Consider the following 15,044-nt stretch of genomic DNA (forward strand, 5'->3'; position numbering starts at 1 on the left):
CTGCGGCGTGATCGTGTACCAGCGCTTCGCCTTCGGCATGCTCGCGATCAGCGGCCGCACCGTCTGCTCCACCGCACCAAAGGTGGGCACCGACCAGCGGAAGGTGGCCGGGTTGCAGTCCTTGCCGGTGATCTCGTCCGCGCCCGCAGTGGTGATGAAGACGCCGCCGGCCTTCTCGGCCTCCTTGCCCATGGCGAGCGCCTCCGACGACAGGATGCCGCCCGCGAAGAACTTCGCGCCCTGCTGCTGCGAGGCTTCCTGCACCTTGCGCACCGCCGTCGCGGGCTTGCCTTCGGTGTCGAGCACCGTGTAGGCGAGCGGCCGCTTGAGCACGCTGCCGTACTGCTCGATCGCGAGCTTCATGCCTAGGTCCGCGAACTTGCCGTTGGCCGCGAAGGCGCCCGACATGGGCACCGGGCAGCCGAAGCGGATCGCCTCGGCCGACTGCGCCCAGGCGGCGCGGCCGGCGAGCAGCGAGGCGGGCGCGGCCGACAGGGCGGCGAGCTGAAGAAGGTGTCTGCGTTGCATGGAGTTCTCCGATCAGGGATGAAGTGAGCGCAAGTGCTGCGTGGAATGCGCAGGCAATTTAAGCGGATAAATAGGATTAATATGCTGGTAAAAACCCGCTAGCAATGGCCGTGCCAAAATCGGCGGCGCTCAGGCCCGGGACCTGCTTGCTCCTTGCTTCTTCACTCTCGCCATGACTTCCTTTCACGCATGAAATCCAAGCAGCAGCAGCAGCAGGACGCCAGGGGTTTCGGGCAGAACCGGCCCAGGCGGCAGAAGCTTTCCGACGTCATCGTCGAGGACGTCAAGCGCTGGATCGTGGCCGAGCGCAAGCAGCCCGGCGACCGGCTGCCGAACGAGAAGGAGCTGATCGAACTCTTCGGCTATTCGAAGAGCACCGTGCGCGAGGCGCTCAAGGCCTTGGAAGTGCGCGGCCTGATCTCGATCCGCACCGGCCCGGGCGGCGGCGCCTACCTGCAGCAGGTCTCGGTCGAGCATGCGTCGGAGCCGCTGCGCAACTTCCTGCACTTCCACCACCTCGACGGCCACCACATCTACCAGCTGCGCAAGGTGCTCGAACCCGAACTGGCCGTGAGCGTGGTGGGCCGCCTCACGCCCGAACAGTTCGAGCGCCTCGAAGAGAACGTGCGCCTGTGCACCCAGGAGCCCACCACCGAGGACGAACTGCGCATCCAGCGCGAGGCCGAACTCGCCTTCCATACCCTGCTGGCCGAGAGCTGCCCCAATCCGGTGCTCTCCTTCATGTGCCGCTTCTTGAACGACCTGCTGCGCGACCTGGTGGTCTACAAGAAGGCGCTGGACCACCACCACTTCGGCGAGGCCAACGTGGACTACCACACCCAGCTGCTGGCGGCCTACCGCAAGGAAGACGCCGACGAAGTGCGCCGGCTGATGGCCGAGCACATGGTCGATGCCGAGGCGCACATGCACGAGATGGAGGCGCACATCGGGGCGAAGCATTTGTTGCTGCCGAGTGGGCAGCGGTAGTTTGGCGAGAGCTCGCTTGGCCGGAGCCGCTTGATCAAGGCGCAGACCACGAGCAAGCGCGGCGCTCAGCCATGGGCCGCCTCGAGGCAGGCCTGAAACGCCAACACCGCCCTCGACGGCTTCGGCGACCTCCGCAACAAGCTCACGAACAGGCACGCATAGTTGAACCGCCCCGGCGCCACCGCCCGCATCAGCCCGCGCTGCTCGAACGCCTGCGCATAGTGATCGGGCAAGAACCCGAGAAAGCGCCCTGACAGGATCAAAGTAGCAATCGCCTCCTGGTCGAACCCCGTGGCCTTGCGCGAGAGCTTCGCGCGGTGGCTCAGTTCCATGTTGGGCGAGTGGTAGCCGAGGCCGGCGAAGTGATGCTCGCGCAGCTTGGCCCAGGTGAGCTTCGCATGATCGGCGCCGAAGAGCGGGTGGCCCTTGCCGCAGTACAGCAGCATGGTCTCGTCGAAGAGATCGGCGTAGACGAGGCTCTTCGAGCTGCGGTGCGCCGGGATGATGCCGATCTGGAAGTGGCCTTCGAGCACGCCCTGCTCGATGGCGTTGATGGACCCCACGTGCACCGCAAGGCTCACCTCAGGCGCGATCTCGGTGAAGCGCGCGATCGCCTCGCCGATGCGCGCCTTGGGGTTGGTGGCGGTCTTGTCGAACAGCGCGATGTCGAGCTGGCCGCCCATGCGGTTGTGGATGTCGTCGATGCTGCCGCGGAAGGCATCGACCGAGGCCAGCAGGCGCAGCGTCTCGTCGTAGACGCGCTGGCCCTCGGCCGTGAGCGCGAAGCCCGCGCGGCCGCGGCGGCACAGCACCAGGCCGAGGCGGGTCTCCAAGTCCTTGACGTGGCGGCTCACGGTGGAGGTGCCGATGTTGAGTTCGAGCTCGGCGGCCGCCATGCCGCCGCAGTCGACCACGCTCCTGAACACCTTGAGCAGGCGCAGGTCCATGTCGCTGAGCTGGCCCAGCACGGCGCGGCTGCGGGTCTTTTCCTTTACTTGCATGAACCGTCAAGTGAACATTGATATTGCGCCATTCTCCACACTGAACGCGCTGCCAACAATCGCGTCTTTCCCTCACCCTTTCCGGAGCCCGCGCGCCATGACCCTCGCCGCCCCCGCCATCGAACCCACGCCCGCCCTGCGCACCGACGCCGCCTGGCTCGACGCGCATTGGATGCCCTATACCGGCAACCGCAACTTCAAGGCCGATCCGCGCATGATCGTGGAGGCCAAGGGGGCCTACTTCACCGACGGCGACGGCCGCAAGATCTTCGACGGGCTCTCGGGCCTGTGGTGTTCGGGCCTGGGCCATGGCCGGCCCGAGATCACCGAGGCGGTGAGCCGGCAGATCGCCAAGCTCGACTATTCGCCCGCTTTCCAGTTCGGCCATCCGCTGTCGTTCGAACTCGCCAACCGCCTCAGGGAACTCACGCCGGCGGGCCTGGACTACGTGTTCTTCACCGGCTCGGGTTCCGAGGCGGCCGACACCTCGCTCAAGATGGCGCGCGCCTACTGGCGCACCAAGGGCCTGGCGAGCAAGACGCGCCTGATCGGCCGCGAGAAGGGCTACCACGGCGTGAACTTCGGCGGCATCTCGGTGGGCGGCATCGGCGCGAACCGCAAGCTCTTCGGCCAGGGCGTGGAGGCCGACCACCTGCCGCACACGCAGATCGCGGCCAACGCCTTCACGCGCGGCATGGCCGACAACGGCGCCGAACTGGCCGACCGCCTGCTCGACCTGATCGCGCTGCACGACGCATCGAACATCGCGGCCGTGATCGTCGAGCCCTTCGCGGGCTCGGCCGGCGTGGTGATTCCGCCCCGCGGCTACCTGCAGCGGCTGCGCGAGATCTGCACCGCGCACAACATCCTCTTGATCTTCGACGAGGTCATCACCGGCTTCGGCCGCTGCGGCGCGCTCACGGGCGCGGAAGCCTTCGGCGTGACGCCGGACATCATGAACGTCGCCAAGCAGGTGACCAACGGTGCGCAGCCGCTGGGCGCGGTGATCGCGCGCAAGGAGATCTACGACACCTTCATGGCGGCGGGCGGGCCCGACTACATGCTGGAGTTTCCGCACGGCTACACCTACGGCGCGCATCCGGTGGCCTGCGCGGCCGGCATCGCGGCGCTCGACGTGCTGCAGAAGGAAGACATGATCGGCCGGGTGCAGGCGCTCGCGCCGCACTTCGAGAATGCGGTGCACAGCCTCAAGGGCAGCAAGTACGTCAGCGACATCCGCAACTTCGGCCTGGCCGCGGGCCTGACGATCGCCGCGCTGCCGGGCGAGCCGGCGCGCCGTCCGTACGAGATCGCGATGAACTGCTGGAAGAAGGGCTTCTACGTGCGCTACGGCGGCGACACGATCCAGCTCGCGCCGCCCTTCATTGCGGAGAAGGCCGAGATCGACCGGCTCGTCAACGCGCTCGCCGACGCGCTCGCCGAAACGGCGTGAGGCCGGCACGGCGTCGAGGCCGACAGCGGCGGACGGGGCGGCTCTGCATAATGGGCCGGCCCTTCCACCCCTCCGCTGCCTGCCTCCCGTGCAACAGATCGACCTCTCCTATGCGATCCGGCCGCGCCGGAACGGATCGCGACAGATCCGCAATCCGCTGATGCAGATCCTGCTCGCCGTGCGCGAGCAGGGGTCCATCTCGGGCGCCTCGCGCGCGCTCGGGCTCTCGTACCGCCATGTGTGGGGCGAGCTGCGCGAATGGGAACAGACGCTGGGCCGGCCGCTGATCCAGGGCGAGCAGGGCCAGCGCGCCCAGCTCTCCGAATTCGGCGACAAGCTGCTGTGGGCCGAGCGCCAGGCGCAGGCCCGGCTGGCGCCGCAGATCGAGGCGCTGCATGCCGAACTCGAACGCGCGTTCGCGCTCGCTTTCGACGACCGCACCCATGTGCTGAGCCTGCAGGCCAGCCACGACGACGCGCTCGCGCTGCTGCGCACGCATGCCGCGGGCACCGCGCAACTGCAGCTCGACATCCACTTCACCGGCAGCGTCGATGCGATCCGCGCGCTCAACCAGGGCCGCTGCGTGATGGCGGGCTTCCACACGCTCGAGCATCCGCCGCGCGGATCGATCGCGCAGCGCACCTACCAGCCGCTGCTCAAGCCGGGGCAGCACAAGCTGATCGGCTTCGCGCGGCGCACGCAGGGGCTGATCGTGGCGGCCGGCAATCCGCTGCGGCTGCGCTCGCTGGCCGACGCGGCGCGGCTCCATGCCCGCTACGTGAACCGCCCGATCGGCACCGGCACGCGGGTGCTGCTCGACGAACTGCTCGCGCAGGCCGGACTCGACGCTGCGGCGCTTTCCGGCTACGAACGCTGCGAGACCTCGCATGCGGCGGTCGCCCATGCGGTGGCTTCGGGGCAGGCCGACGCCGGGCTCGGGCTCGAATCGGCCGCGCATGCCGAAGGCCTCGGCTTCGTGCCGCTGGTGCACGAGCGCTACCACCTCGCCTGCCTCAAGTCCGCGCTCGAGCAGCCGGCCGTGCAGGCGCTGGTCGAGGTGCTGCGCAGCCCGGGCTGGCAGCACCTGCTAGGCACGCTGCCCGGCTACGAGACCGCGGGCAGCGGCGAAGTGCAGTCGCTGCGCGCGCTGCTGCCGTGGTGGACCTTCCAGCGCGAAAAGGAGCACAGCCCGCATTGACCCCGGCCACCAGCGACATCCCCGCGCGGCTCGACCGGCTGCCGTGGTCGCGCTGGCACTGGCGCGTGGTGATCGCGCTCGGCGTGGCCTGGGTGCTCGACGGGCTGGAGGTGACGCTGGTCGGCTCGATCGGCGCGGTGCTCGAACGGCCCGACACGCTGGGGCTCAGCGCCACCGAGATCGGCTGGTCGGGCTCGATCTACATCCTCGGCGCAGTGGCCGGCGCCCTGCTCTTCGGCCGGCTCACGGACCGGCTCGGACGCAAGAAGCTGTTCCTCGTGACGCTGGTGGTCTACACGATCGGCACGCTCGCCACCGCGTTCTCGAACGACTTCGCCTTCTTCGCGCTCTGCCGCTTCGTCACCGGCCTCGGCATCGGCGGCGAATACGCGGCCATCAACTCGGCGGTCGACGAACTGATTCCGGCGCGCGTGCGCGGTCGCGTGAACCTCGCGATCAACGGCAGCTTCTGGATCGGCGCGGCGCTCGGCGCGGGGCTCAGCCTGCTGCTGCTCGACCCGGCCGTGATCGGCCCGGTGTGGGGATGGCGCGTGGGCTTCGGCCTCGGCGCGCTGCTCGCGGTGGCGATTCTGCTGGTGCGGCGCGACGTGCCCGAGAGCCCGCGCTGGCTGGTGGCGCACGGCCGCGCCGACGAGGCGCTGCGCATCGTGGAGACCATCGAGGCCGAAGTGCGCGCGCAGCACGGGCCGCTCCCGCCCGCCGAGGGGCGCATGGCCTATGCCGGCCAGCGCCGCAGCCCCACCATGCGCGAAGTGGCGCACGTGCTGCTGCGCCGCTACCGCGCGCGCAGCGTGGTCGCGGTGGCGCTGATGGTCTCGCAGGCCTTCTTCTACAACGCGATCTTCTTCACCTACGCGCTGGTGCTCACGCGCTTCTACGGCGTGCCCGACGACAACGTGGCGCTCTACATTTTCCCGTTCGCGCTCGGCAACGTGCTCGGGCCGCTGCTGCTCGGGCCGCTGTTCGACAGCGTGGGCCGGCGCCGGATGATCGCGCTGACCTATGTGCTCGCGGGCGTCGGGCTCGCGCTCACCAGCTGGGCCTTCATGATGGGCTGGCTCGATGCGCGCAGCCAGGCGCTGTGCTGGTCGGCGGTGTTCTTCCTGGCCTCGGCCGCGGCGAGCTCGGCCTACCTCACGGTCAGCGAGGTATTCCCGCTCGAGATGCGCGCGATGGCGATCGCGGTCTTCTACGCCATCGGCACCGGCGCGGGCGGCTTCGCGGCGCCGCTGCTGTTCGGCCTGCTGATCGAGACCGGCAGCCGCGGCGCGGTGACGGTGGGCTATGCGATCGGCGCCACGCTGGTCATCGTGGGCCGGGCTGCTCGCGCTGCGCTACGCGGCCGATGCGGAACGCAAGCCGCTGGAGGAAGTGGCGCCGCCGATGTCATCGGGCCCGCACGACCGCTGAGGCGCGCCGCAGCGCTCGATTCAAAGACTGCAGGTCCTGAAGCCGAAGAAGCCCTCGTCGCGGCCCGGCAGCGCGAAGCTGCGGCGCCGCAGCGAACGCAGCCGCGAGCGCGTGGCGAACGAGGCGCCGCGCAGCACGCGCGCGCGTCCGAAGGCCGGCACCGGATCGAACTCCGATCCCGCGCTCCATGGATCGGCGCGGAAGCCGGGCCAGGGCCGCAGCGTGCCCGCGGTCCATTCATGCACGTCGGCCCAGCGGAAGCCGCGCCGCGCGGCCGCCTGGGCGGCGATCTCCCACTCGACCTCGGTGGCGATGCGGCGGCCGGCCCAGCGCGCCCAGGCGTCGGCCTCCCACCAGCTCAGGTGCACCGCGCTGTGGTGGCCGGCGGCGCGCACGGTCGCACCAAAACGGTGCTGCAGCACCGAGCCGCCGGTGCCGTGGCGCGCGGCGCCGATCTGCTCGACGTGGCGCGGGCTGCGGCGTCCCTCGATCTGGTCGGCGAGCCAGCGCCAGCCCTCGGGATGCCAGAGTTCCTCGCGGTCGTAGCCGCCCTCGTCGACGAACTCGATGTACTGGTTCCAGGTCACGGGCTGCGCATCGATCTCGAACTCGGGCACGTCGACCCGGTGCGCGCCGATCTCCTGCGCGAAGGCGAAGCCGCCGCCCTGCTCGGGCAGGCCGAGCTCCCAGCGCGTGGCGGGCAGCACCAGCGGCTCGCGCACCACGGTGGCGGGCGGTTGCCCGATGCCCAGCGGCAGCCCGAGGGTCTGCGCCATCACGATGAACTGCTCGCCGCGCATGTCTTCATGGAAGAGCGCGAGGCGGTAGAAGTACAGGCCCGGGTCGGTCTCGGCCGCATGCTCGAGCAGTTCGAGCGTGCTCTCCAGCGTTTCGAGCAGGTAGGCCTTGGTGTGCGCGAGATCGGGCAGGTCGGGCGACCACTGCCGCACCCGCGTCACCTGCGCAGGGTTCCACCATTCGTCGGCATGGGGATCGATGGCCGCGAGCCGGGTCGGCCGCACGGGGCACTCGGCGCCGAAGGCGCGCTGGGTGTTGCGGCCGATCCACCACTCGGCGAACCAGCCGATGTGCCCCGCAAGCCACACCGGCGGCACGATGCTCTCGTCGCTCGCGGGCACGGCAAGGGTGGAAGAGCCCAGTGCCTGCTCGTAGAGCGAGAGCAGGTGCAGCGTGTGGTTGCGCGCGTCGATCAGCGCGAGCGAGAGCAGCTCGCGGCCCGCGCGGTGCATCTCGGGCGAGTCGATGGAATGCGCCGGGCTCGAAGGCGTGAGGGGCGATGACGACGGCATGTTGCATTATCGCGAGCGCACGCTGCTGGTGCGATCCATGCACCCGCGCCTACGGGAATACACCGCCCGGGCCAGCCCGGAAATCGCGTTCGGCGCCGATAAAATCGCGCGTCCGCCGAAGCCCCCGACCGTCGCCCGCCGACGGAACCCGGCCCGCTTCTGCATTCCAACGCATCCATTTCCTCTCTGGAGAAGAGCATGAATTTCCTGCTCAGGTTTTCGCGCGCGGTCGACTGGCTCAATGCCCAGATCGGCAAGTACGTGATCTGGCTCATCCTGGCGTCGACCGTGATCAGTGCCATCAATGCGATCGTCCGCAAGGTGCTGAACACCAGTTCCAACGCCTACCTCGAGGTGCAGTGGTACCTGTTCGCCGCCTCGTTCCTGATCGCCGCGGGCTACACGCTGCTGAACCAGGAGCACGTGAAGGTCGACGTGCTCGTGGGCCGCCTCTCGAAGCGCGGCCAGATCTGGGTCGACATCTTCGGCTTCGCCTTCTTCCTCACGCCCTTCTGCCTGGCCGTGCTCTGGTACGGCATTCCGTTCTTCCTGAACGGCTACCGCTCGGGCGAGATGTCGAACAACGCGGGCGGCCTGATCCGCTGGCCGGTGTACGCGATGATCCCGCTCGGCTTCACGCTGCTGATGCTGCAGGGCTGGTCCGAACTCATCAAGCGCGTCGCCTTCCTGCAGGGCCGCATCGACGACCCGACCGCCAAGCGCGGCGAGAAGACGGCCGAGGAAGAGCTGGCGGAGTCGATCCGCCGGCTCGCCGAAGCCCAACCCAAGTCCAGCTGAGCGCACGCACCATGGAATTCATCATTCAGAACTACGCCCCGCTGATGTTCGCGGGGCTGATCTGCTTCCTGCTGGTCGGCTTCCCCGTGGCCTTCAGCCTGGGCGCCTGCGGCCTGTTCTTCGGCTTCGTGGGCATCGAGCTCGGCCTTCTGCCCGAGGCGCTGCTGCAGGCCATGCCGCTGCGGCTCTTCGGCATCATGCAGAACGACACGCTGCTCGCCATCCCGTTCTTCACGCTCATGGGCCTGATCCTCGAGCGCAGCGGCATGGCCGAGGACCTGCTCGAGACCATCGGCCAGCTGTTCGGCCCGATCCGCGGCGGCCTCGCGCTGGCCGTGGTGTTCGTGGGCGCGCTGCTCGCGGCGACCACCGGCGTGGTGGCGGCCTCGGTGATCTCGATGGGCCTGATCTCGCTGCCGATCATGATGCGCTACGGCTACGACCGGCGCCTCGCCACCGGCGTGATCGCGGCCTCGGGCACGCTCGCGCAGATCATCCCGCCGTCGCTGGTGCTGATCATCCTGGCCGACCAGCTCGGCCGCAGCGTAGGCGACATGTACAAGGGCGCGTTCCTGCCGGGCTTCCTGCTGATGGCGATGTATGCGGGCTACGTGATCCTGCTCGCGGTGTTCAAGCCCGCGTGGGTGCCCGCGCTGCCGCCCGAAGCGCGCACGATGCGCGAGGACAGCGGCAAGAGCGGTGGTCTCTCGCTGCTGGTGCTCACCGCCGTGTGCACCGTGGCATCGGTCTGGTTCGCGCGACACATCGTCGACATCCACAGCTGGTGGAAGGGCGAGGAAGTCACGCGCGTCGCCACCGACGAGACGATCGTGGTGTCGATGTGCGCAGGCGTGCTGCTGGCGCTGGTGATCGCGGTCATCAACCGCATCACGCGCATGGGCCTGCTCTCGCGCATGGCCGAGCGCGTGACCTTCGTGCTGATTCCGCCGCTGCTGCTGATCTTCCTCGTGCTCGGCACCATCTTCCTGGGCGTCGCCACGCCGACCGAAGGCGGCGCGATGGGCGCCGTGGGCGCGCTGATCATGGCTGCGGTGCGCGGACGCATGAGCATGTCGCTGCTCAAGCAGGCGCTCAACACCACCACCAAGCTCTCGTGCTTCGTGATCTTCATCCTGATCGGCGCCACGATCTTCGGCCTGGTGTTCCAGGGCGTGGACGGGCCGCTGTGGGTCGAGCATCTGCTGGCCAAGGTGCCGGGAGGCCAGCTGGGCTTCCTGATCGTGGTGAACATCATGGTGTTCTTCCTGGCGTTCTTCCTCGACTTCTTCGAGCTGTCGTTCATCGTGGTGCCGCTGCTGGCGCCGGTGGCCGACAAGCTGGGCATCGACCTGATCTGGTTCGGCGTGCTGCTGGCCGTGAACATGCAGACCTCGTTCATGCACCCGCCCTTCGGCTTCGCGCTGTTCTACCTGCGCAGCGTGGCGCCCACGAAGGCCTACACCGACCGCGTGACGGGCAAGCTCGTCGAGCCGGTCACCACCATGCAGATCTACTGGGGCGCGGTGCCGTTCCTGCTGATCCAGCTCGCGATGGTCGGCCTGATCATCGCCTTCCCGGGCATCGTGTCGAGCGGCCTGGACGAGAAGGAGGTCTACGACCTCGACAAGGTCATGCGCGAGATGGAAGCGAACATGCCGGGCGCTGCACCGGAGGTGCCCGCGCCCGAGGTGCCGCCGCCCGACGCCGGTGCGCCCGCGACGCCCGCCCCGGAGGCCGGGGCCTCGGCGCCCGAAGGCGGCGCGGCCGCCCCGGCGGCGGAGGACGATCCGATGAAGGCGATGCTCGAATCGATGGAGCGGGACAAGAAATAGTCCCGCGCCCCGGACCGCATTCCGGTCCGGGTCCGCGCGCTGCGCGGGCTGCGGACGGACGAAAAAAAGCCCGCGCGATGCGGGCTTTTCCTTTTGTCTCTCGCAAGGCCCGAAGCCCGCGGGATCAGAGCTTCTGCTTGGCCATGAAGGTGTCGAACGCCGACTCGGCGAAGCGGAACCACAGCACCTGGTCGCGCTGGAAGGTGCGCAGGTCGGCGTAGATCTTCTTCCACTCGGGGCTCTTGGCGTCGTTCTCGGCGAAGACTTCCATCGAGGCCTTGAACGAGGCGTCGAGCACGGCCTGCGAGAACGGCAGCACCTTGGTCTTCGAGGCCACGAGCTGCTTCAGCGCGGTAGGGTTCAGCGCGTCGTACTTGGCGAGCATGTCCGACGAGGCCAGCGCGGCTGCCGCTTCGACGATGGCCTTGTTCTCCGCCGACAGGCCGTCGAAGGCCTTCTGGTTGATGAAGAAATCGACCTCGGGGCCGCCTTCCCACCAGCCGGGGTAGTAGTAGAACGGCGCGACCTTGTTGAAGCCGAGCTTCTGGTCGTCGTACGGGCCAACCCATTCGGCGGCGTCCAGCGTGCCCTTTTCGAGCGACTGGTAGATCTCGCCGCCGGGGATGCTCTGCGGCACCGCGCCGAGCTTGGTCATCACGTCGCCAATCAGGCCGCCGCCGAGGCGCATCTTCATGCCCTTGAAGTCGTTCGGCGACTTGATCTCCTTGCGGTACCAGCCGCCCATCTGGCAGCCCGTGTTACCGCCGGCGAAGCTCAGCATGTTGTACTTGGCGTAGAACTCGTTCATGAGCTTGCGGCCGTTGCCGTGCGTCATCCACGCGGTCATCTGGCGCGAGTTCAGGCCGAAGGGAATCGCCGAGCCCAGCGCGAACGCGGGGTTCTTGCCGTAGAAGTAGTAGGGCACGGTGTGGCACATCTCGACCGAGCCGTTCTGCACGCCGTCCACCACGCCGAACGGAGGCATCAGCTCGCCGCCGGCATGCACCGAGATCTCGAACTTGCCGCCCGACATCGCCTTGACCGCCTTGGCGAAGACTTCCGCGCCGCCGTAGATGGTGTCGAGTGACTTGGGGAAGCTCGACGCGAGCCGCCAGCGGACGGCGGCTTGCGCATGGACTGCGGGCGCAATGCCGGCGGCCAGAACGCCGGCGATGCCGGCGTTTTTGATGAGGGAACGACGATCCATTGAATTCACTCCGAGTGCATTGGAAAAAACGAAACGCGGCTTGTGGCCGCGTCGACGACTTTCGTAAGTCCCGGCGATTGTAAGAACGTGCTTACATCCGCCCGGCCGGGGTTTACCCTGCGACCGAGGCGCCGAAGCGCTGCACGATCGAGGCCTCGATGCCCGCGGCATCGAGCCCGATCGAAGCGAGCAGCTTCGCGGGATCGCCATGCTCGATGAAGCGGTCGGGCAGGCCCAGCTGCAGCACCGGCTTCTGCAGCCCCGCGGCCTGCAGCGCCTCGAGCACCGCGCTGCCGGCGCCGCCCATCACGGCGCCCTCCTCGACGGTGACCAGCGCCTCGTGCGTGCGCGCGGCCTCGAGCAGCAGCTCGACGTCGAGCGGCTTGGCCCAGCGCATGTTGAGCACCGTGGCGTCGAGCGACTCGGCCGCTGTGAGCGCCGGATACAGCAGCGTGCCGAAGGCGAGGATCGCGATGCGCCGGCCCTCGCGCCGCCGCTCGCCCTTGCCGAAGGGCAGCGCATCGAGCGCGAGGTGCGGGGCGACGCCCGCGCCGGCACCGCGCGGATAGCGCACCGCCACCGGATGGTTCTGCTCGTAGGCGCTCGTGAGCAGCTGCCGCGTCTCGCGCTCGTCGGCCGGACAGGCGATGCTCATGTTGGGAATGCAGCGCAGGAACGGAATGTCGTAGGCGCCCGCATGGGTGGCCCCGTCGGCGCCCACGAGCCCCGCGCGGTCGAGTGCGAACACCACGGGCAGGTTCTGGATCGCCACGTCGTGGATCAGCTGGTCGTAGGCGCGCTGCAGGAAGGTCGAATAGATGGCGACGACCGGCTTCAGGCCTTCGCAGGCCAGGCCCGCGGCGAAGGTCACCGCATGCTGCTCGGCGATGCCGACGTCGTAGTAGCGATCGGGAAAGCGCTGCTCGAACTCGACCAGGCCCGAGCCCTCGCGCATCGCGGGCGTGATCCCCACGAGCCGGCCGTCGTGCGCCGCCATGTCGCAGAGCCACTGGCCGAAGACCTGCGTGAAGGTTTGCTTGGCCGGCGCGGCCGACTTGACCAGCCCGACCTGCGGATCGAACTTGCCGGGACCGTGGTAGGCCACGGGGTCGGCCTCGGCCAGCTTGTAGCCCTGCCCCTTCTTCGTGACCACGTGCAGGAACTGCGGGCCGTCGAGGTGCTTGAGGTTCTCCAGCGTGGGCACCAGCGAGTCGAGGTCGTGGCCGTCGATCGGGCCCACGTAGTTGAAGCCGAACTGCTCGAACAGCGTGGCCGGCACCACCATGCCCTTGGCATGCTGCTCGAAGCGCTTGGCGAGCTCGAACAGCGGCGGCGCGGCGCGCAGCACGCTCTTGCCCACGTTCTTCGCCGCGGCATAGAAGTTGCCGCTCATGAGCTGCGCGAGGTAGCGGTTGAGCGCACCCACGGGCGGGCTGATCGACATGTCGTTGTCGTTCAGGATCACGAGCAGCTTGCAGTCGCACACGCCGGCGTTGTTGAGCGCCTCGAAGGCCATGCCGGCCGTGAGCGCGCCGTCGCCGATGATCGCGACCGTGTGGCGGTCCTCGCCCTTCTGCTTGGCCGCCATCGCCATGCCGAGCGCGGCCGAGATGCTGGTCGACGAGTGCGCGGTGCCGAAGGTGTCGTACTCGCTCTCGGTGCGCTGCGGGAAGCCCGAGATGCCGCCGATCTGGCGCAGCGTGGGCATGCGCTCGCGCCGGCCGGTGAGGATCTTGTGCGGATAGGTCTGATGACCCACGTCCCACACCAGCCGGTCGTGCGGCGTGTGGAAGACGTGGTGCAGCGCGACCGTGAGCTCGACCGTGCCGAGGTTGGAGCTCAGGTGGCCGCCGGTGCGCGAGACGTTGTCGAGCACGCAGGCCCGCACCTCGTCCGCCAGCTGCTTGAGCTGGGCCCGGTCGTACTGCCGGATCGGCGCCGGGTCGTGGAGCGTGGGAAGCAGCGGTGCCATGGGTTCGTGGTGGGTCTTCTTGTCCATCGGTGAACTGTTCATCGGTCGCGGTCGACGACCATGTGGGCGAGCGCGCGCAGCGCCGCCGTGTCGGCGAGGCCGCTGCGCTCGAGCGCGGCGAGCGCCTCGGCCAGCAATTGCGCCGCCTGCGTGCGTGCACCGTCCAGGCCCCAGAGCGAGACGTAGGTGGGCTTGTCGGCGGCCGCATCCTTGCCGGCGGTCTTGCCGAGGGTCTGCGAATCGGCCGTCACGTCGAGGATGTCATCGACCACCTGGAATGCAAGGCCGATCGCGGCGCCGTAGTCGCGCAGTGCCGCCAGCGCGCCGGGCGCCAGCGGTGCCGCGGCGCAGGCCGCGCCCATTTCGACGCTGCCCTGCAGCAGCGCGCCGGTCTTCAGGCGGTGCATCTCGCGCAGTTGCGCCTCGTCGAGCGCCAAGCCCACGCTCGCGAGGTCGATCGCCTGTCCGCCCGCCATGCCCTGGCTGCCCGCGGCGCGCGCGAGCAGGCGACAGAGCGCGGCCTGCATCGATGCGGGCACCTCGTCGCCTTCGGGCGTCAGCAGCTCGAAGGCCAGCGCCTGCAGCGCATCGCCCGCGAGCAGCGCATCGGCTTCGCCGAACTTCACGTGCACCGTGGGCTTGCCACGGCGCAGCACGTCGTTGTCCATGCAGGGCAGGTCGTCGTGCACCAGGGAATAGGCATGGATCAGTTCCGCCGCGCAGGCTGCGCGCAGCGCAGCGGCGGTATTGCCGCCGACTGCTTCGCTCGCGGCCAGCACCAGCAGCGGCCGCAGGCGCTTGCCGCCGTCGAGCACGGCATAGCGCATCGCATCGCCGAGCAGCACCGGCGCATCGACGCCGACCCATTCGGACAACGCGGCCTCGACCCGCGCCAGATGCGGCTCGCTCCAGGCCGAGAGGCGCGCCGCGTCCCAGCCGGCCGTGCGCACGGCGCTCATTCGGCGTTCCAAGGCTTGAGCGTCCCGGCGTCGAGCACCTTGATCTGGTCCTCGACCGCCTGCAGCTTCTCGCGGCAGAACGCGAGCAGCGCGGCGCCTCGCTGGTAGCTGCCGAGCAGCTGGTCGAGCGGCAGCTGGCCCGACTCGAGTTCTGCAACCAATTGTTCCAACTCCTGGAGCCCGGCTTCGTAGCTGGCCGGCAGCGGACCTGTGTCGGGCGTGGCTTCCGGGCTGGACGGCGCGGGGGAAGGGACCTTGGGCATGCGAGGGAATGTGAATGAAACGGGGCATTTTAGGTCGGCGAACCAAAGCCGCTGCGAGCGGCCCGGGCGCCCCGCAGGCCAGGCATGCCCGCGCATGACCTCGGG

At 68.9% G+C, this 15,044-nt stretch carries 12 protein-coding genes and 1 pseudogene; 6 read left to right on the plus strand and 7 right to left on the minus strand.

The features are described from left to right. On the minus strand, positions 1 to 528 hold a 528-nt coding region (locus tag M2165_RS02810; protein WP_280813170.1), incomplete at its 3' end, for an ABC transporter substrate-binding protein. Between the two features lie 189 nt (positions 529 to 717). On the opposite strand from M2165_RS02810, the gene M2165_RS02815 reads away from it, so the two are divergent. Next, positions 718 to 1,515 (plus strand): FadR/GntR family transcriptional regulator, encoded by a 798-nt coding sequence (locus M2165_RS02815; protein WP_280813171.1) that lies wholly within the window; start codon positions 718 to 720, stop codon positions 1,513 to 1,515. Positions 1,516 to 1,580: 65 nt separating this feature from the next. On the opposite strand, the gene M2165_RS02820 is transcribed toward M2165_RS02815, so the two are convergent. Then, entirely contained in the window at positions 1,581 to 2,516 is a 936-nt protein-coding gene (locus M2165_RS02820) for a LysR family transcriptional regulator (RefSeq protein ID WP_280813172.1), read from the minus strand. 97 nt (positions 2,517 to 2,613) lie between these two features. Here M2165_RS02820 and M2165_RS02825 point away from each other — a divergent pair, with 97 nt between their 5' ends. From M2165_RS02825 to M2165_RS02835, 3 genes and pseudogenes are all read left to right on the plus strand, one after another. Continuing rightward, positions 2,614 to 3,969 (plus strand): aspartate aminotransferase family protein, encoded by a 1,356-nt coding sequence (locus M2165_RS02825; RefSeq protein ID WP_280813173.1) that lies wholly within the window; start codon positions 2,614 to 2,616, stop codon positions 3,967 to 3,969. Between the two features lie 88 nt (positions 3,970 to 4,057). Beyond that, positions 4,058 to 5,167, plus strand: coding sequence for a substrate-binding domain-containing protein (locus M2165_RS02830; protein ID WP_280813174.1), 1,110 nt, complete (start codon positions 4,058 to 4,060; stop codon positions 5,165 to 5,167). Beyond that, positions 5,164 to 6,598 (plus strand): annotated as a pseudogene (locus M2165_RS02835) (MFS transporter). The gene M2165_RS02830 and the pseudogene M2165_RS02835 overlap by 4 nt, the downstream one beginning before the upstream one ends. A gap of 20 nt (positions 6,599 to 6,618) precedes the next feature. Here the strand turns inward: M2165_RS02835 and M2165_RS02840 are convergent. Continuing rightward, a complete protein-coding gene (locus M2165_RS02840; RefSeq protein ID WP_280813175.1) occupies positions 6,619 to 7,908 on the minus strand; it encodes an SUMF1/EgtB/PvdO family nonheme iron enzyme in 1,290 nt (429 codons plus the stop codon). 198 nt (positions 7,909 to 8,106) lie between these two features. Here M2165_RS02840 and M2165_RS02845 point away from each other — a divergent pair, with 198 nt between their 5' ends. Then, positions 8,107 to 8,706 carry a TRAP transporter small permease subunit gene (locus tag M2165_RS02845; RefSeq protein ID WP_280813176.1) on the plus strand — a complete coding sequence of 200 codons (600 nt, stop codon included), beginning with the start codon at positions 8,107 to 8,109 and terminating at the stop codon, positions 8,704 to 8,706. Between the two features lie 11 nt (positions 8,707 to 8,717). Further along, the gene (locus M2165_RS02850) at positions 8,718 to 10,538 is read left to right on the plus strand and encodes a TRAP transporter large permease subunit (protein ID WP_280813177.1); all 1,821 of its coding nucleotides are present in this window, start codon (positions 8,718 to 8,720) and stop codon (positions 10,536 to 10,538) included. Between the two features lie 124 nt (positions 10,539 to 10,662). Here the strand turns inward: M2165_RS02850 and M2165_RS02855 are convergent, their stop codons facing one another. From M2165_RS02855 to M2165_RS02870, 4 genes are all read right to left on the minus strand, one after another. Beyond that, positions 10,663 to 11,745, minus strand: a complete 1,083-nt coding sequence (locus M2165_RS02855; protein WP_280813178.1) for a TRAP transporter substrate-binding protein — start codon at positions 11,743 to 11,745, stop codon at positions 10,663 to 10,665. 112 nt (positions 11,746 to 11,857) lie between these two features. Next, positions 11,858 to 13,717 (minus strand): 1-deoxy-D-xylulose-5-phosphate synthase, encoded by a 1,860-nt coding sequence (gene dxs, locus M2165_RS02860; protein ID WP_280817454.1) that lies wholly within the window; start codon positions 13,715 to 13,717, stop codon positions 11,858 to 11,860. Positions 13,718 to 13,755: 38 nt separating this feature from the next. Beyond that, a complete protein-coding gene (locus M2165_RS02865; protein WP_280813179.1) occupies positions 13,756 to 14,676 on the minus strand; it encodes a farnesyl diphosphate synthase in 921 nt (306 codons plus the stop codon). After that, the gene (locus tag M2165_RS02870) at positions 14,673 to 14,939 is read right to left on the minus strand and encodes an exodeoxyribonuclease VII small subunit (protein ID WP_280813180.1); all 267 of its coding nucleotides are present in this window, start codon (positions 14,937 to 14,939) and stop codon (positions 14,673 to 14,675) included. Before M2165_RS02870 ends, M2165_RS02865 begins: the two co-directional genes overlap by 4 nt. Positions 14,940 to 15,044 lie beyond the last annotated feature (105 nt).

This window comes from Variovorax sp. TBS-050B (assembly GCF_029893635.1).
GTDB lineage: Bacteria > Pseudomonadota > Gammaproteobacteria > Burkholderiales > Burkholderiaceae_C > Variovorax.